Raw genomic sequence first — 22,553 nt, 5'->3', positions numbered from 1 at the left:
CTTTCTGAGCATGACATATTGTAAGTTTAACTCTTTCCGACTGAGGGTGCCAAACTGCCTCGGCGTGACACGCCTATGCGTTTTGAAGGCACCTAGTTAAGTCGCTGAGGTTGTCACAACCTCCATCAATTCGACGGTCTCGGAAACTAACTGAGGTTCATCGCCCCAAGCGGTTCTAGCGACAAATGGGCACCGCCGACGTTTGTTCTGGCGCATGCCGTCGTGTGAAGCTACTGGTTATGTTTCGGTTCTAGGCCAGATAGCTACAACAATAGTCGGTGACTTCGACGATCTTCAATTTGAAGCTTGAATTGGCCGGAACTTCAAAGGATCCGCCAGGTGCGATCTTCTTCCACTCCTCACCGACAAGTTGAATCTCGAGATCGCCAGAGAGAATTTCCATCAGTTCTTTTGCCTCCGTGTTGAACTCATAGTCTCCTGGCATCATGATCCCCAGGGTCTTCTTCGTCCCATCGGGAAAATGGATGGTTCTGCTCGTAACTTTTCCGTCAAAGTAGATGTTTGCTTCTCTGGTAATGGACACATCGTTGAATTGCGACATAGTTCGGTATCTCTAATTGCTTTTGAAAACATAACGCCGGCGGTAACGGGGTAGGCGTTAAGTGACGATGATACAATAACCCGCGTCATCGGGGACTCCCGTTCACCGCTTGGTTATACTGCTTGCTTTGGCGATGCGTGAAGTATCCCACGGATCATGCGGCAGGCGAACGCGCCCTGTGTATCACTTTGAACGCGGTGCTGCAGTCGGCTAGCGTTGGTGCTCCCTAACGCGCGGAGCGAAATCGATTCGGCAGGTTTGCCTAACACATGGGGATACGCGGGGGTTGGGCACACCGATGTTGGTTGAGGGACTGCCGACGAGCCCCGTAACGTCGGTCACAACCGGGCGACAGCCTAAGATGTCCCATTTGGAAACGCGCTGGCGGTCGCTCCGCGTTCATGCCTTTGTTATCTGGGCATTGTGACTATGGCCATCGTTTTTTCTTAAGTATGTGCGATTTGTTCAGCCACGCGAAGTCCAAGAACTCGTCCATGTAAGGCACAGCTATTTGCGTCTGCCCCATTTGTTGCGCGGCCGAATGGGTCGAGTTCACGACGAATTCAATCAAATCCTTCAATGCTGCTATCAGCACCACGGTGTGGTACACAGCGTGAGGACTGGCAAGTTCTTGCAGCGCAGGATTAACCAAGCTCCGGGTCAGTATTTCGTGTGATGATTCATTCGGTGCAGCGGGATCAACTGCGAACACCATAGGCGACATGTTTGTCGCAAGAGCAGATTGGCGAGCGATCGTTCGCTTGACAACCTTCTGCGCAATATCCTCTTCGAGGATGCGTTGCATCACTAGTTTGTAGTCATCGATCGGATTCGAAGCAGTTGTGCTGGCAGCCAGCGTGTCTAAGTTGTAGTACCTCGATGACCGTGCGAATGAGTCGAGTACAGTCAGAATGTCAAAACTGATCGACGTAGTTGCGATCTTGCCCAATGGGTTGTCGTCAACACCATCGAGTGATTGCAAGTGCGAGTATAGATCTCGGAGGCGGTGTCCAAGTCGGCGAAGAACGTCACTAGACGGAGTGGAAAAACTGTTTCTCCACATATGGTGGATGATCACTGTTGTTTTCATCAATCGCTCTAGACCGATCGACAACTGAAAGAATGCAACGTAGTAGTTGCCCTTTTGCGAATCGGAATCATTGGCCTTACGCAGTGCAGTAAGCCCCTGTGTAAGCGATGACTGAAAGAGGAATCCCTCTTGTTGCAGTAGATTAAAAGTCTCTGCCGGTGTCATACGTCATTCCATGTTTATGGGGCTTACGGCATGACGCCAATTTGTAGCAAAGGTTCGATTTGCCAGAGAACGATGGCGAACAACGGGCGGAAAAGCGAGGGATCTTGATAATGCGACAAAGTCGGAACGCGATTTTCGCTCCGTCACTTCGCTTTGTTATTTGCGACTTATGCGATAAGATCCTCACGCGTCCCAGTTACCACATTCTCAAACCAGTTTATCACGAGGGTCAATTCCTGGATTAAAAGAGCAACGTCAATACGCATATGATCTTTGATGTATACCCCGCCAGACTTATCTTCGGGATACCGGAACACAAAACTCTTCGGGTCGAATTTATCGAAATCGGTAACAATAGCTTCGATTCCGTCTAATTGTTTGCGTGCCAATTCCCGGTGCGGATGAATGGTGGCGTGACTTTCAATTAGAGGTCGAAGGATCTTCCAGTTATTGATAATCCCGTGATTCAAAACTGGCGAACTACCGGCGCCGTAGTGTGGCGAAAGGAAATAGATGAGGTGCTTGATCGCGAGTTCTAAGCCTTGCCGATACAAAAAAGCAATCGGGTATACGAGAATATCAATAAATCCAACATCTTCTACGAGAGAGGCACTTATTCGCCGAGCCGCTTCAAAGTATCCATGGGCAAAGTCATCAAACTGATAAGGACCGCCGTTAGTACCAACACAAGCCATTTGATCGTGGAAGACCCCGACTGGCGGCTCATCAAACAGTGAGCCAGGCTTGTATTTTGACATATCTGACGATTCAGTCATAATGGATCAACGCGAAAAGCATTTTGGTGAAAACGTGGTCATACCTAGCTGGACCGTTTCTGACAGATGAAGGTTCGGGCAAATAACGTTAATTAGACAAACTGGATTCTGTTTATCTCCCAATGATCTTACAAATACGGAATCCCAATAGTCAAATCACCAAGAGGCTTGCGGCCAGATCGCTGCTTATTTAGGTGGATACTGCAGATATGGCTTCGAGTAGGGTGTACCCGCGACGTTGCCATTGCTTAGTAGCTGAGGATGTCACAATCTCGATCAATTCGACGGTCTCCGAAGCTAACTGAATCATCACCCCAAAATCTTCCGGCGAATAGCGTACCTGAGGAGCTTTGTTGGTGGCTAAGCGGATTGGGTGTTTCACACCGACGAATTAATGCCAATTTGGCATTTCCATCACGTCGATAAGCGTCTAATGTACTAGAAGATGGCGCTGTCTCCTTACCTCTTCCTGCGACGCAATGCGACTACTGCTTTTACTCGTAATTCTGTTTTTCGTTGTGCCCGGATGCCAGTCTCCGAGTATGACTCTTGAACGGCTTTGTGCCCTTTACGGTTCTAGCACTACGCACCCGCGGAAAATCTCACCGCCAGTTATGCATGAGACGAAGACTGAACCGTCTTTGACTACAACTGATGTGGCTCCATAAAGCGTGCATATCTCTCAGTGTTGTTTTGCCTAAGCAAAGTGAAGGAGCCAGTTTGCCCCAACCCTTTGCGGGCGATGTTCCCCTTTCACCGATTGCTTGAAAAGGCGGGCGTTGCTGCCGGTTGGGGGTGATAGCCCAGTCAAGTTGCGTCGGTGGACGAGCCACGCTCGGGTGCTGCCCTCCCCGGGCCTGATAGCCCGACCCTCCCGCAAACGGGAGGGTTAAATTTGATGCTTAGATTCTCTCCACTTTTCGCTGGAAATTGGCCACCGGTGGTGTTCCAATGGACAGGTGGTCGTTGGCTGTCGGCTTTCAGCTATCGGCTGTTGGCTTTTTTGGTGATTGGAGGTGAACCAGATGTGATGATTTTCTAAAGGTCAGAATACTAGCGACGCGCTGGCGAAGGTTTGCCGGCGTGGGAGTTCGCTGCTGCGCGGTTGTTAAAGCTGTAGGCTTTAGGCTGGAAGCGGTAGGCTAGATCTTTCAGTCGCTGGAAGCTCCTTCAAGATGACATCCCCAAGTCAGAAATCATCCTTCAGAAATCATAAATCCCAAACTTCCCTGTCCCCTGAATCCTGCTTCCTGACTCCTCCCCAAAATACTTTCCCACCCATGGGAATCTATTTGGGGCAACTATCGCGGAGGTGTTGATGCAACTCATTGCTGACAAACGACTTGCGACCGCCAGGCACCGCGAAAATAGATTCCCACTCGATGCGTTTTGGGAAATGGGAATCTATTCGCTCGCGAAAACCTCTGGTTTTACAGAGTACGCGCAGATTCAATTTTCCCACCGGTGGGTAAATTGGGAATCTATTCTGGCAGCCTCGATTCGACATTATGTACGGTCTCGAGGGATGCATGTTGGCTCTCCCAGCACAACAACTTTTGTGAATGGCGATTGTGGCGTACTCAAACGTCGAGGCGTGGTAGAATACCACTTGTTGAACCGCTGGCTTATTTACTGGAGCAAGGCGATGTTTCAAGGCTTTGTTGATGTGGTGTTCTTAGCTTCGCTGTTGCTGATCTCGCTTGCACTATGGTGGAAGAAGATCTCGCAGCGCGAGTTGTTTGGACCGCCAGGTAGTGTGGTCATGAAAGCGTTTTGGATCGCAGCACTCTCGTTCCCCTGCGTGGCAGCAGTATCGTCACTCCTGGGGCAGGCGACCTTGTTCGGCGAATCGCTGATGGCAATCGGTTGCTTGATCTTTGTGAGTTACTTCCTGACGCGGACCATTGGTTTGTTGATGTCAGGCTCCAACCAATCAAGCAATGCACTACTTTAGCGGGCGGTCGACACGGCTGGGTTCGTAATCTTGCGGGTGGTGAGAGTCGTGTCGCTTTCGGGCTGGGTTCCGTAGCCGAGCACGTTGGTCATCACGTTCCAGCGAGGGCCTCTATCTTCGGCCGACTTGCCTTCGATCCAATGGGCGTAGAGTCCGTCGATCGTGCCATCCTTTTGCTTCAGGTCGATCCAGTGACTCACGACGTTCTCCAAATGGGTTCCCTGCAGCGGCATTGGATAGCCAACGCTCACGGTCAACTCGGCATCGCTCGGCACGACCACCGTGTAGTCGGGGTAGAGCAGGGTCCAGGCGCTGCCAGCTTCGGCGCTCATCACCAGGGCATCGAGTTTCTGTTCGCCTTCGAAGAACGGCCGCGGCGAGTCGAGCAGCACAATCTCTGCGTCGGGAGCGATTTGTTGAATGCGAGCACCGAAGTACGGGCGTTCGAGCACGCCGATACGAAGATGGCGATCGCTGCGAAGTTGGTGCAGACTGGTGAATTCCTGCTTGCGATAGTCGGGCACGATGAGCGACAGGTGCAGGTCGAGATACGGATCGCTGAAACGCATGGCTTCCACCCGGCGAGTCGTCGCGAACAGCCCGCCGACGAGCATGTCGTAGCGACGGTTGCCGTTGAGACCTTCGACCATGGCCAGTTTGTCGTAGGGATAGTACACGGCCTCGACGCCGAGTTCGTCGGCCAGGGCTTCGGTCATTTCGATGTCGAAACCGACCAGCTCGTCGCGGTCGTTAAAGAAACTAAACGGCAGTCCGTCAGGGTCGTAGCCAACGCGAAGCTCGCCGCGCTGACGGATCAACTCAAGCGGAGTGGCTTGCTGCTCGTTCTCAATCGGTTCGGGCGGTTCGCGATGTACTCCGCTGTTTGGCGAGTTGCTCGTCGCCCGCATTCCGGTAAGCACTTGGTCTTTCGAATAGGTTTGATCCACGGTGTTCTGCAGCAGCATCCGAGCGGAGCCGATGCTCACCAGCAGCAGCAAAGCCGACGTGGTAGCGTACGTCATGAGTTTGCGGGGGCGAACATTCAGCCACCCGGCGTTGCCTGCCGCGCTCAACAGCGCGACCGCTGCCAGGTGCATGACTGCCAGCATCGTGGCGAGGCGGCCGATATAGACCAGCGTTACCACGTGCAGACGGAACATGTCGGTCGGGATCCGCAGTTGCTGCAACACGAAGGGCAAACCAATTTCGACGCTGCCAAAGAAGCTGAAAAAGCCGAGCACGCTGAGCTTCGGATAGTCGGCCAGCGAGACCGGCGCACCAGTGAACCAGCCTGCAAAGGGAATAAAGAGCAGCAACAGTACCACCCCGAGGTTCGGAAACGTAAAGGCAATCGGCAGCGCGACGTCGACCACCGACTCGGCATGGCGGCGGCTGCGTTCTTCTTGTTCTTGAAAGAGTTGCTTGCAGTTTTCGGCGAGCATGGCCAGCACCACCAGCAGGTTGCCAGTGGTGAACCCCGTGACCAGCGGCACCCGCGTGGCGCGGAGCACATCGTGATAGCTGAACGGAGTGAGCGACGATACGAGCATCGGCACGAGCCAGAACGACAGCATCAATGCTCCCACGGTGTAAGCAATCAGGTAGACCTGCAGGCGGCTGAGGTCTTCGAGTGTCATCGTACCAGCGGCACTCGCGGCCAGGGCGTACACACCGATCGGGGTGAGCTTGACCACGAATCCGGTGATGCGTCCCAACGCGTCGGCCAGGCTATCGAGTACCGTGAGAAGCTGCTGCTTGTTTGGGACACCGATCAGGGCGATGCCGAGAGCCACCCCGAAGACGACGACGCCTGGGATTACCGCTTCGCTCAAACTGCTGAACGGGTTGGCGGGAATGTAGAGTTCGACGAAGTCGACTTTCTGAGCCGGTTCGACCATCGAGTGGCTGAAGAAGCTAGCCGATTCGAGCTCGGGAAACGTGAGCGGCAAGAGCATCACCAGCGCGATCGCGAGCCCCCACAGCAATACAGAAAACAGCGCCAGACGGGCGCCGGTGAGCTTTGCCTCTTCGTAGCTCAGCCGCCCAAAACCTAGGGGGAGTGCGACGATGAAGTAGGGCAGCACTGGCAATTGTAGCAAGCGGATAAATCCGTTGCCGATGGGATTGAGCACCTCAGCACGCTCGCCGATCAGCACGCCGGTGAAGATACCAAGAAACAGGCCAATAAGAATGTAAGTGGTCAGGCTTAGTCGCTGCATCGTCTCCCCAAGGGACTTCAATCGGTTTGTAAATCGTCGCCTCTGCTTGCAGTGCGAGCGGGCTGGCAGCGCGCACTGCGATTGCTATCGCTCAACGATTCGCAAAAGGCGCGCCGCTCGAGCGATAGGTCGCTAAGTTCGCGTCTCGACACGGTTTAGGAGTACCGTGCCGCCTGAGAGATCGCGCAGGCGACTGGCTGCTGCCTAAGAAAGCAGCAGCGTCGCCATGGATTGGGTAGTGTAGGCCGCTCGGTGGAGATGACAAAGTGTCCAGCGAGAAACGGCTGAACAAAGTGCATCGCCGGTGCGAAAGAGCGTACGTCTACGAAGCTAGCAGCGATGATTGCAAAGGGAGAATCATGCTAGGGAGCTTTCTGCGCCTTGGCTTTGAGTTCCGCGAACCGCTGCCGCATCTCGGTGAGTCGCTGCTGTTGCTCGGGATCGCTGGCGAGGTCATGTTCTTCCTGCGGATCGTCTTTCAAGTCGAACAATTGTTCGTACTTGTGTTCGGGCCAAACCATGTACTTGTACTGCGGAGTCACCAGCGCTTCGGACGTGGGAATGAAGCTCGTATCGCGAATCGTTGGATGCTCGTAGTAATAGTCGGTCCGCCACTCCGGCGGCGACGCGTCGAGGTAAAGCGGGGCGATGTCGGTACCTTGCATCGTAGCAGGAATCGGCAAACCAGCGGCCGCCAGGATGGTGGGGGCCAGGTCGACATTGAGCGTCAGGTGTTCGTCGGTGGTACCTTGCCGCGATTCGGGAAGGCGAGGGTCGTCGATCATCAGCGGCACGCGGATGCTTTCTTGATGCGGGTACCATTTGTCGGCCAACCCATGCTCGGCGTGGTAGTATCCATTGTCGGCGGTGAAGATCACCAGCGTGTTGTCACGAATCCCTTGGCGGTCGAGTTCGGCGAGGATCTTGCCACACACCGAATCGACCTCGGAAACCAGCCGGTAATAGTTCGTCATCATCCGCTGGTACTTTGCGGACTCGTCGAAACGCTTCCGCCAGCGGGCGCGGCCTTCGTTCTGCTCGTTAAAAAACGGCGGTAACCGCTCCCAAGATTCCTCCGTTGCATTCTCCGCCCGCGGGATGGTGACTCCCTCGTAGAGCGACTCGCTCCATGGCTGCGGAAGGTATTGCTCGGGACTGTTGTCCTCAGCATGCGGAGCGAAGAACGATGTAACTAAACAAAACGGTTTGTCGCGAGGGCGATCGTTGAGGAACTTGAGGGCGTCGCGGTCGTTGCGGGCGGTCACGTGCATGCGCTCGCCATCGACGTTGTACCAGTGCTTGCCATGGTAGGCGGTGCCGAAGTCGTACTGCTCTTTGGGAAAGCGTCCGTTGTGCCATTTGCCAACGTGTCCCACGTGGTAGCCATGCGATCGCAGCACCGACACAAAGGTATCTTCCCAGTCTGTTTCGAACATGGTAAAGCCTCGGCAACCGTGGGCCGACATCCACTGCCCTGTGAGTAGCGTTGCCCGGCTGACTCCGCAGATGCTGGTAGTCACGCAGTTCTGAGTGAAGCGCACGCTTCGGTTCGCGAGTTGGTCGAGGTGAGGAGTTTGGACCACGGGATTTCCGGCCACGCCGAGCGTGTCGTGTCGCCAGTCGTCGGCGAAGAGCAACACGATGTTCATCGGTTGCTCAGCCCGCACAAGGGCAGGGCAGAGCGAGAGACAAACGAGCAGAGCAATCGAAATACGCAGTACAATCGCCTGAATATACATGACGTAAGACTCGCAAGAAAAGTGCAGCAGCGAACACGGATGCCGAATCCTGAGCATAGCGCCGGGACAACAGCCGTACAAGTCGCAGCATTGGCTCGAGCGAGATTCTCTTCCTTACTGCTTCAGCGATTTATGCGAACCATCGCAACCCGGCATCTTCCTCGAGAGTCCGCAAGTGCAGTCGTTTAGCCCTTTGCCATCGAGAATGCGAGGGCGGACCTTTTCGATGCGGGCCAGACGAGTGGTGGATTGCTTGGCGGATGAGATATGCATCAGATACGCCCGCTGACGCCCGGGCGTAAGGGCCGCGAACGCCTGGGCCAGCTTCGGCGATTTGCTGAGTTGCTGCTCGAGTTCTTTGGGCACTGGCAATTCGGGAGCGCTTTGCGGGTCGATCTTGAGCCCCGCTTTTTCGTTTTCGATGGCCTCGCGGATATAGGTTTTGAGCGTCGTACGAAGTTTCTTCACTTGCGCGATGCTCGTAAAGCGAACCACCATCGCCGAGCGGGAGTTCTCACCCGGCTTTTCGAGCACCCCTTTGGGATCCTTCAGCAATGCCCCCTTAAAGAAACTGATAACACAGCTCTCTTTGAACGAACCAAGGATCACGATGTTCTTTGATTCATAGGTATAACAAGGGGCCCGCCATTTGAACGTTTCGGACAGCTTGCACTCGAGGGCAATTTCGCGGAGCGCGGCAAGCTCGTCGGGCCAGCGTTTCTCGTTGCGAAGAAATTGGTGAACGTCGGGATGCATGGGCGAGGGAGATCTCGAAGGGAGTGCGTATGTTTCAGCTTATAGGTCCCCGGCGATTATATCGCGGGCGACTGCCGACGGAACGACAATTCGCAAGGCCCAACAAAAAAGCCCCGGATGGCATCGGCCGATCCGGGGCTGCTCGCAAAACCTTGGCAAGACCACTGCCAGGCAGGTTTATAGATCGTCCTTGTCGTTGAACTGCTCGACACTGGAGAACCAGTCGATTTGGAAATCGTTATCGGGGTTATAACCATAGTTCGTGCGATAATTGAAGAACTCGTCGAAGCCGCTTCCGCCGTTGTAGTCGAAGAGAAAGGCATCAACAGCCGCAGCGTGCACGTCGTCGTCGCCGTCGCCAGCGTTGACTTCGGCTGTGTCGAGATCGACGAAGGCGAGGTCGACTTGATCGTTTCCACCCCCGAGATTGATTTCGAGGTCGTCCATCTCGCTAACAATTACGTTTACCGTGTCTCGCTCATTCAGATTGTTGTTATCGGATGTATCGATCAGCACGTCGCCTTCGCAGAAAACGCGGAAGATGTTCACGCTATCAAGGCCGTCGCCGGTAAAGACTTCGAGGGCGTCATCGTCGTTCAATAAGGTGCTGCTGGCGACTTGTACGCTATCGTTCCCTCCGCCGGTCGAGATACTAACCAAACCGCTGGCGACGACACGCTGTAGGTTTACCCGATCGCTGTCGTTGCCGATGCCCATGTCGATGTTCACGTTGTTTACGCTCATCTTCTCGCCGGTGGTCTGGAACAAGTCGTTCCCTTCACCGAGATTGGCATTCAGGTTCTGCATGCCGGAGATGATAATCGTGTCGGCGTCGATCACCTCGACCGACTGGCCGCGGCCCAGCGCATCGCCCCGGCGGACGACGTAGTCGAGCTCGGTGCCATTGAGACCTTGCACCTGAATCCGCCCATCGGTGAGTTGCGAGACCTGCACTTGCTGGTTTTCGCCGATGTCGCCTGCGGCTTCGTTTAAGAACAAGTCGCCTGCATCAAAGCTCACAGCCACGTCGCCGGCCATCATGGTTTTGGCCTCGAGCGACTCGATTCCCTTGCCAAACTTGCGGTTCTTAGTGATCATCACTCTCTCCCAATGCGTTAAGTGGTGGTGCGGTGTCGGGCGATGCTGCCCGTGTTCACCACCATGTACGTGGGGAGAGAGTGCCTGTTACAGGCAGGAGAGATTTGGAGGGTATCGGTGCTGGCCGAAGATCAAAAAGTGGCGGTGTTTGCAGCCTACTTGGTCTTTTCGGCTTTTGGTGGGGTCCAGTCGCCTTCCAGCATTTTCCAGCTTGGCAAATAGCATCGCACGATGTAATTCCACCCATCGGTGATTGGCAGATAATTGGATTGCTGGGGATCGCCGCCGAAGTGGATGGTGACGCTTCCATCTTTGTTCCGCTCGGCGGTTATGCTGTTGTACGAGTAGAGCCCGCGGTCGTTTGGTTCGAAGAACCCCTCTTTGTTGTAGATGGTAACCGACCAGAAGGCATCGACGGGAACATCTTGGGGCATGGTTAGCGTGTAGGGCGTTTTGCCATCGTTCTGCTCCACAGCGAAGCTGAAGTACATGGCCCCCCGCTCCGGATTGCCACCCCAGCCAAACGCGCTGCCGAGCAGGTGTTCGGTCGGATTCACTTGCCCCTTCTTCCCAAAGGCGTTCGTAAACGTAGGGACCTTGCTGGCGAGTTGATTGAGTTGCTGGCGGGTCTCGACCAGCGACGCTTCGTCCCAGTCGGGCAGATCGAGCTTGCCAGACGCAGCTTGTTTCACCTCAATGGCATCTTGCAATGCGTGGGCTTTCTTCACATCAGCAGGATCGTCGGGGTCGACAAACGTGCGGAACAGCACCATCGCATAGCGAGTACCTACGCTATCGAGGGTAAGTTTCACGGTGCCGGCGCCATGCTTGAGTACCGGATTAAAGTGATCCTGGTTGATCACCAACAATGATTGGAAGCGATCGGGCGAAGCTGGTTTGACGATCGTCACCGGCGAAGTTAGGTCGAACACCGCCGACGAATAAAGTGTGTCGCGATTGCCACGAATCGTAATTTGATGTTCCACCGAGTAAGGCTCGCGCATGTGCACCAGCTTGCCGATACCTCCGTTGGTCTTGGCGTACCCTTTGAATTGCATATCGCTCTCGGCGCGAATGTAATTCATCACGTTTACCGGCTCACCTGCATTGGTGGATACCGAAAAGAGACAGATCGTTGTCAGCGCAATCGCTCGAAATAGTAACATGACGCACCCCCGCTTAGAAAAGGAAATCCAGACTTGGGCTCACACACAAAACAAGAACCCCCCCGCGATAGCCAAGCTACCTACGCAGGATACCACAAGCGAAGCGTCTGGGAAGTAAGTACACGCAATTTCCACCCGTCATCGTGGAATCGATGGAGTTCGTTTGGCGCAACAAAAAAAGAGCAGGGCAATACTTGGCAATTGGTGAGCAGACGGTTGGGGGCACAATCGCTGCTCTGCGGTGGTGCGGCTACGAGAAGGCGAGCCACTTAGAAGATCCGCCAGGCTTTTGCGTCGAGTTTCTCGGCTAGCTCCGCATCGTCGGCCCGGGCGACCAAATCGTAGTACGCGTAGGGGTACTTAAATACGTGACCGAGGCCCAGCGTGTGATCTCCCCGCTTGTTCCAGTACTCCGCGACTTCCGGACGGAGCTCGCTGGGGCGATGGGGAGCGATCTTACGGTCGCCTGGTTGGGGGCCCTGGCGGGTGACCGTGACATACTTGCAAAACGCAGTGCGACACCCCTCGGCATACTCCTCGTGGCCCGAATCGGCTAACTCGATGAGCGACTGCCCAAACGTCAGCATATGTCCGGCAAAGCCTTGCCCGTAGCCAGCAAAGCGGTCGATTGCTTCGCTCGCTTCCTGCAATACAAAGCGAGCCGCGGCCGCCGACTCGGCAAACGGTGGGGGATCGACCTCGGGATCCGGTTCCACGTCGCGCCAGGGTTTGAACGAACGAATCAGCCGGCAGACGCCTGCGGTGCGCTCGGGGGTCGCCAGCTCCGGCATCATTTCGAACGCCTTGATCGCGTGCATGGCAAAGATGGCGTCATGTCCGACCTGGCGGAGTAAGGTTCCCCCCGCGGCCAGCGCCTTGCCGACCTGCGCAGCGGCATCCGGCACCGGGTCGCCATCGGGATATGGTTGGCAGAGTTTGGAGTTCGCCCAATTCAGATCGAAGAGTTGGCCGATCCTCGCCACTGCGGCATCGTCGAACTCGTTGTCGGTACACATCATATGGGCCGAAATCATGGCGGCCCCACGATGCCCATCGTTAAAGTAGTTCAGCTCCGGTGCGCGAGCCAACGCATTGATTCCCAATCGCACCAGTCGCTGCGGGGCGTTTGCTGCTTGCTCAGCCGAGGCGAACTCGAACACTGGAACCGACACGCTGGCGAGCAACGCCGCCATGCGAGTGGCAAATTCGCGACGATCGCAAAAGTGGCTCATGACAACAAGCTCCTACGAGATTGCTCAGGGCTATCGACGGCTCTTCGACAAGAGCTTGGAGACTCCAAAACCAAGAAGGAACAGTAGGCTGATAGCACCGATTTTCCCAGACCAATTGTCTACAGAAGTCTGATCGTCCTCTTCTTCCCGTTCGGCGGTGCGGCTTCTGGCAGGGGAAGGGCGGTGTGCTACGTGGATTTGAAGCGAGTCGAAGAATCGGTGGACATCCGCGTCACCACGAATGTCCCTGCCCATTCCGATGGCCATGAGCTTGTATACTTTGCCTTCGATGGCTGCGATCGATTGCGAGAAATAGAGCTCCGTGTCTTGTATTGTGCCATGGCATGTCATGAAGTACACGTCGTGCCCATTGAGCTGTCTTGATGACGATTCGATGATCTCTCCGCCCATTTCCTCTGCCAGACCTTCTTCTGCTGAGGATTGAATAAGCTTCACCCCTGGCGGCATCGGGACCTCCACGACACTCAACTTAATGGTCTCGTCATTCGAGATCCAAATCGCAGCGATGGGAGGATCGGCCTCTCCAATGACGAACTTCGATTCATCGGGTATTTCGACCGACAACTTACTATCGGCCGATTTCCATTCCGCTGCTTCCACCGGAACGGCTAGCAAACACCCGATGATAGTCAACGTTCTGAGCATGAAGGGTTCGTCGCAAAAGAGAGGACCAGGAAATCGCACGGCTTCGGCTTGATACACGCCTGCGCGGCAGAATGAGTGATTATCGATTACGCCCGCGGGCTGGCTTCTCGTCGGCAGGGTTCGCCCCTTCGATGTTTACCATGTTCAGTGTGCCCGCTTTGGCGTCGAGCTCGAACTTGAAATTACCCAGGAAGCTCATGCCAAGCAGCGGTTCGGCACCGACTGCGTCGGGGCCGAGCACGGCGGCTTCGACGTTCTGCACGGTGAACTGCCCTACGCGGACTTCGTCGATCGTGACCAGGCGACCTTCGATCGTGCGACCGTCGGCCATCATGAGTTGCACGGGAGGATCGTCGGCGGTGGGCTCGATGCCGAGTTCCTGCGCGACCTTGGCGGGCAGGCTGAGGATGCTCGCCCCAGAGTCAACCACCATTTCCTTTTCGTACTTGCCATTCACCACCACGTTCGCAAACAGCGTGTTGCCTTGCCGCCGCAACGTGATCGATTCGGTCAGCACGTCGTCTTCGATCTTTTCGAGCTTGCGAATGGAGCTCGCCAGGGTGCGCGGGGCTTCGAGCGAAAACTCTTTGCCGGTCGACTTGTTCAGCTCCTCCACGGCAGCTTGCAGCTCTTTGTTTTCGGCGGCTTCGTCGTAGATGGCAGTTGCGTTGTCGGCCAAGGTGCGGAGTTCCAGCACTTCGCTCAGGTAGGCTTCGCGAGCTTTGTTCCAGCCGCCGCGGGCTTTGGCAATCGCCTCGTCGGCTTGAGGTTGCTTGCCTTTGAGCAGTTCGAGCTGCCCGTCGAGGGCCTGGATGGCTCCGACAATCTTGTTATTGGTCGCGACATCGCCTTGCCGGACGTTGGCAAGCTGTGTTGCGAGCTGTACCCGCTGGCGGGTCAGACCGTTGAGCTGAGCCTTGAACTCATCGACCTTCGCCTGCACGCCTGCGAGTTCGCGGGTGGCGTCGAGCAGGTCCTTGCGGAGCTTGCTGGTCGCGCGGAGTTGGTTGCTGAGTTCCCGCTCGCTCTCGGTCACAAGCTTCGACCCGCTCACGGAGAAGCCGGCCGCTTCCAACGTAGCGGTGGCCGATTGCTCGTCGGCATGGCTTGCCGCCATGGCTGCCAGCATGGCGAGGGAAAGCAGTGATTTCGACGCTAGCGATCGCAACATGGTTGGCAAGCTCCGGCAAGTAGGGCAGGGGAGGGGGCAGCACGCAAGAGTCTCCATCGTACCACCGGCCTGGGAGGGGGGCAAACTCACCAGATGCACTGCTCCGCAAGGAACCGGCCTGATGGTTTCGTGCCGATTCTGTCGGTCGTACTGCTGGCAGCGAACAGTCACGGGGCGCAGTTGGAAGACTGCAAGCAGGTTTCGCCGGCCGCCTAACTATTCGTGGAGTAGGCTTTCTCGAATATGAACCCGAATTCCCTTTCCTTCGCTCCTACTGAAGGTAAATGACGATGAGTCGCTATTCCCGCAGCCAACTGTATGTCGATCCCAAAGTGCAAGGCGCCTTGTGGCGGCGTTTGCTCTGGCACTGGGTGATATATAACGCGGTTGTGTGTGTGCTGGTGCTCGGATTGGAGTGGATGAACGATCCCTTCCGTCCCATTAGTGCGGTGGTATCAGATACCTGGTGGACCTATGGTCCGCTGTTGATGGTACTGGCCTGCTTGATTCCCGTATTCATTTACGACTCGATTCGCTTCAGTCACCGCTTCGTGGGACCTGTGTTCCGCCTGCGAAAGGTGCTGCATAGTTTGGCCCAAGGCGAAAACCCAGGGCACGTAAAATTCCGTGAGAAGGACTTCTGGAAAGAGATTGCCGACGACTTGAATCAAGTGATCGGCCGCCTGCACGATGAGCCTTCCGCAACGCTCGAAGGGGACGACACCGTCAAGGAGGAGCAACTCGTATGATCCGTCGCAAGAACCGAAACTCCAAGAAACGTCGCGGTGTTGCCGCGACGGAGTTCGCCGTATGTCTGCCGATTATCATGCTGATCATGCTCGGCATGATCGAGACCTGTAGCATGATTTTCCTGAAGCAGTCGCTGGCGATCGCTGCCTATGAAGGCTCGCACACGGCAGTGAAGCCGGGGGCTACCACGGCCGAAGTCGCCGCGACCTGCCAAGGCATCCTTAACGACCGAAACATCAGCGGCGCAACGATTCAGGTGTTGCCGAAAGACATCGAAAAGTTGAATGTCGGCGAGTACATGACCATTCAGGTCACGGCTCCATCGAGCCAAAACGCGGTTGTCCCAGTGAAATTCTTCCGAGGTAGCACCATCCAGGCATCGGCCGTGATGATGAAGGAGATTTGAGTTGAACCTACGACTTGTCCACCCCTTATCCCGATCTCGGTCGAATCGACGCGGTGCCATTTTGGTGCTGGTGGCGTTCCTGCTGCCAGTGATAGTGGTGCTGTCCGCTATCGCTATCGATATTGCCTGGATGCAACTGGTGAATACTGAGTTGCGAACGGCGACCGACGCAGCGGCTCGCGCCGGGGCGAAGGTACTGTCGACATCGCAAGACATGGACACTGCTCGGGCGGCGGCCATCGAGGCAGCCAGTCGCAACCAGGTGGCCGGCACCGCCATGCAAGTAGCGCCCGGCGACGTGGAATTTGGTCTGTCGGAGCAATTCAACGGCAGCCGCTTTCAATTCACTCCCACCAAGAAGGGGGTGATCAATGCAGTGCGGGTCGACGGGCTGCGAACCCAAGGCTCGGCCGGCGGGCCGGTGAACCTGTTCTTCGCCCGCGTGCTAGGTGTCAATCAGTTTGAACCCCGCCAGCAAGCGACTTCCACGGTGCTCGATCGCGATATCTGCTTGGTGATCGATCGATCGGGTTCGATGGGATTGCCAGCAGGCTCCACACGGAATGCCAATGGGCAGAATTGCGGACCGCTTGATCCAGGGACTCGTTTTGGGGCCTTGAACGATGCGATCAACGTGTTTCTCGACGAACTGGAACTCACCTTTCCCGAAGAACACGTTGCCTTGGCCAGCTATAGCAGCAACTTCAAGCTCAACTGCGGGGGAGGTTTGAAACTCGACTATAAGGTCGCTGACGTTCGCCAGGAACTCACCGATGACTACTCGGCTATTCGCGCTGTGATGGACGATTTCATGACCAACGGCATCGGCGGTAGTACCGCGATTGGTCTAGGGTTGAACGAAGGTATCAACGAAATCTGCAGCAAGCGGTCGCGACCCTACGCGGTGAAGACCATCGTGCTGATGACCGACGGGCTTCACAACCTGGGGGTCGACCCCACGAACACCGCCAAGCAGGCCGTTGCCCGAGACGTGGTGGTACACACCATCTCGTTCAGCCCTGGTGCCGATCAGAGCCGAATGAAAAAGGTCGCCGAGATTACCGGCGGCAAGCACTTTCATGCCGACTCGGCGGGCGACCTGAGTGCCGTGTTCCAAGAAATCGCCCGCACGCTGCCGGTGTTGTTGACCGATTAGAGTGAGCCAAGCCAACCAAGAGTATCCGCTATGTTTCAACGTTTGACCCGTCGGCAGCCATCCAATCGTCGCGGCGCTGTGATCGTCGAGTTCGCTATTTGCGCACCGATCTTTTTCATGGTGATCTTCGCGTTGATTGAGTTCAGCTGGCTCAACGTGATTCGCCACACCGCCGACAATGCAGCGTACGAAGCCTCGCGAACCGCGATGGTGCCTGGAGCGACTGCCGACGAAGCGGTGGCCGAGGCCCAACGAATCATGTCGGCCGTCGGTACGCGGGGTGCCACCATCTCGGTGGACCCCAAGGTGGTAACCTCCGATACCTCGGAAGTCACCGTACGGGTGCAGGTGCCGGTCGACAATAATTTGCTGCTCTTGCCCACTTTTTCTCGGGGCAGAACGATCGACACCAGGGCGACGCTTCGCACTGAACGTGTCGAAACTCGCTAGTTTTCCAGTGATTGTGATGGTTGATTTACACCATTACAGTCCTGCTTTTTTGTGAAAACTTCATTTCTTGCTTGCGCATTTGTTGACCTACCTGCGGTTCTGTGTAGGCTGGAGATAGTGTGCGAAGGATAGGAAAACTTTAGCAGCGAGAAGATCTCACGGAATTCAAAACTCCCACAATCGGCAAAGCCTATTAAGCGACCTCTCCATGATTCACCAATTTGATTCTCCATGCGCAGCGTGGGAGGTGAATGATAGAGAGGTCGTTTTATGTTTTCGGCAGACGTCGATGCGATGACGCCAGTGATGCTTTGGAACGGATCGTGGTGAGGGGCAACTAGTTTTGTAAGCAAGTGTTTGGGGATAGCTAATGGCGAAACCAGTGATCGCAATTGATTGCGATCCACTCTCGCAAATCACTGTCGAGCGAACGACAAGGAATTCCAAGAACAATTGAACTTACAACGGGGATAGACCTTATGAGTTTTAACATTCGCCGAGCTTTTGCTTGGCTTCTGATGAGTTGCGTTTCGGCCGCAGCCAGTACTTCCTATGCGGCATTTGTTGTGGACTACGGCGACTTTGGTCCCGATCCAGCACCCGCAATTACCATGTACAAAGACGTGACTGAGAGCTCCTTCTCCACGTCGACCCCCCCGCTCTACGACGCGCCTGAGCTGAATGGCGACGAGCTCGATTTCGACCCCAAGACCTTTGGTGTCAAAGCACAAACCTCGACTGGTCTTTCTGATTCGCTCGATGGCCAGTTGAATGTCGAAATGATGGCCCTTAGCACAGGCGACACCGTAGCTGGTGGCTACACCGGCATTACCATCGACGAGTCGGGCCTGTACTCGCTTACCGGCGCTGGCGGCGCTGGCACGCTGGTCGAAGCCATTCTGTACGCCGAAGTGCACATCCTCGAAATCGACGGCGCCCCCGTGGCCGATCCGGGGGCATCGACCTGGGAACTGTCGGGCACCGACATCTTCTCGCTCGACATGGCGAGTGCTACCGAGACTGCTGGCGAATGGAACAATAGCCTGTTCATCGACTTCGCTACTGCCTTGTCGACAGTAACCTACGAGTTCGGCGTGACCAAGGCCGAGATCGTGATCGATAACCGCCTGAACGCGATTGCGGAAGCGTCGCCAGTGACGATTGCCAGCATCGACAAGAAAGATCTCACGATCGTTCCCGTGTCGGTCACGAACCCTGAATACCAGAATGTACCTGAGCCAACCAGCGTGTTGCTGCTGGTCGGTTTGGCTGCTGGCCTAGTGGGGTATCGCAAGCTTGCCTAACTGGCAACGCTCTACGTACAACTTAAGACCCACTAGTGATCGATCGTGATTGCTAGTGGGTCTTTTGATGCGCGGTAGGCTCCGGGTATATTCACGGGGGCATTCACTACTCTTACCCCCCGACTCCGCCATGCACGACTTTCAACCCGAGCAATACGGACCAAAGTTCGCTGAGTTGCTTTCGATCGACCGTTGCCGACCATTGGACGAAGGACAAGCCGATCGGGCTGCGTGGGATGCCTTATCGGCCATGTCGCCGAAAACCACCTTCGAGCCAGCCGCAGTGGCCGATCGCACCATGGCCCAGGCGTGCTTGTCGGGCGTGTGGTTGTTGTACGACTACCTCGACGATTCACACAACATCAGCCAAGGCATTAGCGGACCGACCGGCAGCTTCTGGCATGGCATCATGCACCGCCGGGAGGGCGATTTCTCGAACGCCAAGTACTGGTTCCGCAACGTTGGGTATCACCCCGTGTACGAACCCTTGGCCAGAGTCGCCGAGCAACTGGCCGACCAGTTCGATGCAGCAGGCGTGCTGCCTGCTGGCAATTGGGACGCCATGGCGTTTGTCGACGCTTGCCAGCAAGCGGTGCGACGAAACACCCATGCGGAGTTCTGCCGGGCGGTGCAGCAAGCCGAATGGGAGTTATTGTTCGATCACTGCTATCAACAAGCGATTCAGTAGTCGGCTGCATGTCGCACAATTCTACCACCCTTGTCATCTATCGCTGTCCGGCGCGATACTGAGTGCAGCGACGCGGCACATTCACTAAGCAAAGTATGAACAAGGGAGTACACGTATGTCTCGCTCTGGAGCGGTTACATTCAAGGGCAATCCAATGACTCTGGCCGGCGAGGCTGTCGCCGTGGGGCAGGACGCGCCGGATTTCACCCTGCACTATTTCGAAGGGGGCCTGCAAACGCTCACATTGGCTGACCTCAAAGGCAAGCCTTCGCTGCTGAGCATTGTTCCCTCGCTCGACACGGGAGTCTGTGCCATTCAAACCAAGAAGTTCAACGAGCAACTCGCCAGCATGGGCGACTCGGTGAACGCGGTCACGGTGAGCCTCGACCTGCCGTTCGCGATGAACCGCTTCTGCGGTGCTGAAGAGATCACCAACATGCGGGTCGGTAGCGACTACTTCGATCGCAACTTCGGCAACAGCTGGGGTACGCTAATGGAAGAGCTGAAGATCCTCTGCCGGGGATGCTTTGTGCTCGATAGCACTGGCAAAGTCGTGCACGCGGAGTACGTGCCAGAAGTTACCAACGAACCCGACTACGAAGCTGCCTTGGCCGCGCTGAAGTCGGCCTCGTAAACGCTTAGTCTACAACGCGAGTTTCGACCACCTCGGCATCGATCACCTGATCGTTGTAGGGGTGGTCGTTATATTGCTGCGACTGAGAATGGATGTGTCCCCACATCGGCGACACATTGCTCGTCGTGCGAACCTCGATGTTGTGCTTCGCCCAGTTGCGGAGCCAGAGTTTGATCACGCTGCGAGCGGGGGGAATCAACAAACAGAACCCAAACGTGTCGGTGATCAGCCCTGGGGTAATCAGCAAGAGTCCAGCGACCAGGATGAGTACCCCGTCGAAGAGTTCGTCGGCCGGCACCTGCCCTCGCCCGATTCGACGTTGTACTCGCAACAAAGCCTTCACGCCTTGCCAGCGAGCCAGCGCTGCACCGACGATACCAGTGAGTAGTACCAAGCCGACCGTTTCGACCAGCCCGACATGAGCGCCTAGGTAAATCAGTAGCGACAGCTCCAGGAGCGGTCCTACAGTGAACAACAGAAATAAATAGAGTAGTAGCATGCCGTTATTGTACGGGGCTCTGGCCTGGGGAATAAGTTCTGGGAAGCGACGTTTTGTCAGTTCGATTGTCGAAACGCTGTTTTACGCCAATAATTGAACGGATCGTAGCAATTGTAGGGGCTACAGGTGGACACTCTGGATGGTTCAGCCAACTCCGACTGTTTCCTCTGCAACCGCTCGGCTAAAATGATAGCATAGGCAGCGACTATCCTGTTTTGCCGCCTGCCGGCTATCCGTATATTGTTTTCCCACCGCCTCGCCCCACTGCCGAGCCGCTGCCATGGCCCTGGTTATACTCCGTGTGCTCTTTTTGATGATCGCGATCGCCTTGGGCGTTCAGGTGGTCAGCTCTAAGGTATTCGAAAGCAATAACAGTTTCTTGCCCATCCTCGCCTTTCTCGGCGTGATGCTAGGAGCCATCGGCGTGCTGGTGGCCGATATCTCGATTCGCCGCAAGCGGCTGGACGTGATTACGGCTGTCTACTTCGGGGCGGTCATCGGACTGTTTCTGAGCTATGTGCTGCAGTTGGGACTGACTCCACTGCTCGACGAAGTGCGTAATCCCGATATCGCTGGCTGGTTCAAGCTGTCGATTGCGGCCATTACCTGCTACATCTCGATCAGCGTGTTGCTGCAGACTCGCGACGACTTTCGCTTCATCATTCCCTATGTCGAGTTTGCCAAAGAGATCAAAGGCCTCAAGCCATTAGTGCTCGACACCAGCGTGGTGATCGACGGTCGCATTGCCGATTTGGTCGAGACCCAGGTAATCGATAATCAGCTGATCATGCCGCAGTTCGTGATTTCGGAACTGCAAGGCATTGCCGACTCGAGCGACAAGCTCAAGCGAGGTCGCGGCCGGCGAGGGCTCGACATCCTGAACCGCCTGCAGAGCAATGGCAAAGTGGACATACAGATCTTCGAGCGAGAGCTACCGGAGTTCGCCGGGCAGCCAGTCGATCAGAAGTTGGTGCTGCTGGCCAAGCATCTCGAAGGCAAGGTAGTCACCAACGACTACAACTTGAATAAGGTCGCCAAGTTGCACAGCGTAGGGGTGGTGAACCTGAACGACATCGCCAACTCGCTGAAGCCGATCTTCCTGCCGGGCGAGACGCTCGACGTGCAGTTGATCAAGCCAGGCGAAGACATCCGCCAGGGCGTTGGTTATCTGGAAGATGGCACGATGGTGGTGATCGAAGGTGGCCGCGAGCACATCGGCGAGATGGTGCGTGCTACCGTGACAAGTGTGCTGCAAACCAGTGCAGGGCGCATGGTGTTTGGCAAGTTCGAAGGCAACAAGAACGACAAACGCTAGACGTTTAAGCCCCCATCGCTTCCCAATCAGTCCACCATTTCCAGCGTGGCCCAGCAACTGGGATCTTCGCCGAAGGGGAACGCTGGTCCGTTGGCAAACGTTGCCAGGCCAAGCTCACGATCGATTACTGCATAGGTAAAGCCAATCGCGCCGTGATTCGCGGGGTCGAACCCACCGAGTGCTACCGCTGGCACGAACGCGGCCAGATGATATCCGTCGTCGCGTACCTTGCTCTGCACCTGCAGTTCGCGGGGACGAATCGGCCGTGCGTTCTCCCTCGCCCGATTGATGAGCATCTGATCGCCCAGCGGTTCGTTCGACTGGCGACCGCCGCCGGAGGGAAGGAACACGTACGAATGGCAGTATTTACTTGCGCGGTGAATGTTGTGCGTCGCCCGGGTGTCGATCCACACCACGAGCCCGTCGCTATCCTCCAAACGCGTTTCCCGGCACCATACTGGTTGCCGTTTGCCGGTCACATCGACGGTGATGGCCACGCCGGTGGTGTCCCACGCCATGCGCACGTCGGCAAACGATCGCTCGTTGCTACTGGTGCCCGAGTCGAGTTCCGCCAGGTTCGGCAGCTTGTATTCGTCGCCAAGTACGAGTGGCCCACCGGTCCAGAGCGGCTGCTTGCGATGGATTGGCACCGCAAAGCGGAACAGAAACCGCGGCGAAAGTAACGAATTGAGTTGCGTGGCTGGATCCATACGCAATAAGCTCTCTTCCCTGCAGGTGGTGCTGGTGGTGCAAGTGC

General features: G+C 56.0%; 22 protein-coding genes. 9 read left to right on the top strand and 13 right to left on the bottom strand.

Annotated elements, in window-relative coordinates:
* Positions 1–250 precede the first annotated feature (250 nt).
* From ppnP to Pan181_RS23210, 3 genes are all read right to left on the bottom strand, one after another.
* Positions 251–562 carry a pyrimidine/purine nucleoside phosphorylase gene (ppnP, locus tag Pan181_RS23220; RefSeq protein WP_145250853.1) on the bottom strand — a complete coding sequence of 104 codons (312 nt, stop codon included), beginning with the start codon at positions 560–562 and terminating at the stop codon, positions 251–253.
* 427 nt (positions 563–989) lie between these two features.
* Positions 990–1,817 (bottom strand): hypothetical protein, encoded by an 828-nt coding sequence (locus Pan181_RS23215; protein ID WP_145250850.1) that lies wholly within the window; start codon positions 1,815–1,817, stop codon positions 990–992.
* A 167-nt stretch (positions 1,818–1,984) separates the two neighbouring features.
* A complete protein-coding gene (locus tag Pan181_RS23210) occupies positions 1,985–2,593 on the bottom strand; it encodes a hypothetical protein (RefSeq protein WP_145250847.1) in 609 nt (202 codons plus the stop codon).
* 1,318 nt (positions 2,594–3,911) lie between these two features.
* Between Pan181_RS23210 and Pan181_RS23205 the strand changes: the two genes are divergently transcribed.
* A complete protein-coding gene (locus tag Pan181_RS23205) occupies positions 3,912–4,547 on the top strand; it encodes a hypothetical protein (RefSeq protein WP_145250844.1) in 636 nt (211 codons plus the stop codon).
* Here Pan181_RS23205 and Pan181_RS23200 read toward each other — a convergent pair.
* From Pan181_RS23200 to Pan181_RS23165, 8 genes are all read right to left on the bottom strand, one after another.
* Entirely contained in the window at positions 4,544–6,766 is a 2,223-nt protein-coding gene (locus Pan181_RS23200; protein ID WP_145250840.1) for a cation:dicarboxylate symporter family transporter, read from the bottom strand. The two genes, Pan181_RS23205 and Pan181_RS23200, sit on opposite strands and share 4 nt — an antisense overlap.
* 362 nt (positions 6,767–7,128) lie before the next feature.
* On the bottom strand, positions 7,129–8,505 hold the full coding sequence (locus tag Pan181_RS23195) for a sulfatase family protein (protein WP_145250837.1): 1,377 nt from the start codon (positions 8,503–8,505) through the stop codon (positions 7,129–7,131).
* Between the two features lie 114 nt (positions 8,506–8,619).
* Complete coding sequence (locus Pan181_RS23190) at positions 8,620–9,261, bottom strand: YdeI/OmpD-associated family protein (protein WP_145250835.1); 642 nt, start codon at positions 9,259–9,261, stop codon at positions 8,620–8,622.
* A 177-nt stretch (positions 9,262–9,438) separates the two neighbouring features.
* Entirely contained in the window at positions 9,439–10,359 is a 921-nt protein-coding gene (locus Pan181_RS23185; RefSeq protein WP_145250832.1) for a hypothetical protein, read from the bottom strand.
* Positions 10,360–10,514: 155 nt separating this feature from the next.
* Positions 10,515–11,525, bottom strand: coding sequence for a DUF1214 domain-containing protein (locus Pan181_RS23180; RefSeq protein WP_145250829.1), 1,011 nt, complete (start codon positions 11,523–11,525; stop codon positions 10,515–10,517).
* A gap of 269 nt (positions 11,526–11,794) precedes the next feature.
* Positions 11,795–12,757 (bottom strand): hypothetical protein, encoded by a 963-nt coding sequence (locus Pan181_RS23175; protein ID WP_145250826.1) that lies wholly within the window; start codon positions 12,755–12,757, stop codon positions 11,795–11,797.
* Between the two features lie 30 nt (positions 12,758–12,787).
* Positions 12,788–13,423: a hypothetical protein gene (locus Pan181_RS23170; RefSeq protein ID WP_145250823.1), complete on the bottom strand. Its 636-nt coding sequence runs from the start codon at positions 13,421–13,423 to the stop codon at positions 12,788–12,790.
* Between the two features lie 79 nt (positions 13,424–13,502).
* Complete coding sequence (locus Pan181_RS23165; RefSeq protein WP_197528626.1) at positions 13,503–14,594, bottom strand: retropepsin-like aspartic protease; 1,092 nt, start codon at positions 14,592–14,594, stop codon at positions 13,503–13,505.
* Positions 14,595–14,884: 290 nt separating this feature from the next.
* On the opposite strand from Pan181_RS23165, the gene Pan181_RS23160 reads away from it, so the two are divergent.
* The 7 genes from Pan181_RS23160 to tpx all read left to right on the top strand — a co-directional run bounded on the left by Pan181_RS23160 (position 14,885) and on the right by tpx (position 19,982).
* Positions 14,885–15,343, top strand: a complete 459-nt coding sequence (locus Pan181_RS23160) for a hypothetical protein (protein WP_145250816.1) — start codon at positions 14,885–14,887, stop codon at positions 15,341–15,343.
* A complete protein-coding gene (locus Pan181_RS23155) occupies positions 15,340–15,750 on the top strand; it encodes a TadE/TadG family type IV pilus assembly protein (RefSeq protein WP_145250813.1) in 411 nt (136 codons plus the stop codon). The genes Pan181_RS23160 and Pan181_RS23155 overlap by 4 nt, the downstream gene beginning before the upstream one ends.
* A gap of 64 nt (positions 15,751–15,814) precedes the next feature.
* Positions 15,815–16,906, top strand: a complete 1,092-nt coding sequence (locus Pan181_RS23150; RefSeq protein WP_261342261.1) for a vWA domain-containing protein — start codon at positions 15,815–15,817, stop codon at positions 16,904–16,906.
* Between the two features lie 30 nt (positions 16,907–16,936).
* Positions 16,937–17,356, top strand: coding sequence for a TadE/TadG family type IV pilus assembly protein (locus Pan181_RS23145; protein WP_145250807.1), 420 nt, complete (start codon positions 16,937–16,939; stop codon positions 17,354–17,356).
* A 479-nt stretch (positions 17,357–17,835) separates the two neighbouring features.
* On the top strand, positions 17,836–18,660 hold the full coding sequence (locus tag Pan181_RS23140; RefSeq protein WP_145250804.1) for a PEP-CTERM sorting domain-containing protein: 825 nt from the start codon (positions 17,836–17,838) through the stop codon (positions 18,658–18,660).
* Between the two features lie 130 nt (positions 18,661–18,790).
* Positions 18,791–19,348 (top strand): hypothetical protein, encoded by a 558-nt coding sequence (locus tag Pan181_RS23135; RefSeq protein ID WP_145250802.1) that lies wholly within the window; start codon positions 18,791–18,793, stop codon positions 19,346–19,348.
* A 115-nt stretch (positions 19,349–19,463) separates the two neighbouring features.
* The gene (tpx, locus tag Pan181_RS23130; RefSeq protein ID WP_145250799.1) at positions 19,464–19,982 is read left to right on the top strand and encodes a thiol peroxidase; all 519 of its coding nucleotides are present in this window, start codon (positions 19,464–19,466) and stop codon (positions 19,980–19,982) included.
* A gap of 4 nt (positions 19,983–19,986) precedes the next feature.
* Here tpx and Pan181_RS23125 read toward each other — a convergent pair whose 3' ends face one another.
* Entirely contained in the window at positions 19,987–20,481 is a 495-nt protein-coding gene (locus tag Pan181_RS23125) for an FxsA family protein (RefSeq protein WP_145250796.1), read from the bottom strand.
* Between the two features lie 280 nt (positions 20,482–20,761).
* On the opposite strand from Pan181_RS23125, the gene Pan181_RS23120 reads away from it, so the two are divergent.
* A complete protein-coding gene (locus tag Pan181_RS23120; protein ID WP_145250793.1) occupies positions 20,762–21,796 on the top strand; it encodes a PIN/TRAM domain-containing protein in 1,035 nt (344 codons plus the stop codon).
* 26 nt (positions 21,797–21,822) lie between these two features.
* On the opposite strand, the gene Pan181_RS23115 is transcribed toward Pan181_RS23120, so the two are convergent.
* Positions 21,823–22,506: a DOMON domain-containing protein gene (locus tag Pan181_RS23115; RefSeq protein WP_145250791.1), complete on the bottom strand. Its 684-nt coding sequence runs from the start codon at positions 22,504–22,506 to the stop codon at positions 21,823–21,825.
* Positions 22,507–22,553: the final 47 nt, after the last annotated feature.

The sequence above is a fragment of the Aeoliella mucimassa genome (genome assembly GCF_007748035.1).
Lineage (GTDB): Bacteria > Planctomycetota > Planctomycetia > Pirellulales > Lacipirellulaceae > Aeoliella > Aeoliella mucimassa.
The sequence above is the reverse complement of the archived record's forward strand: the minus strand, read 5'-3'. Positions and strand labels throughout refer to the sequence as shown.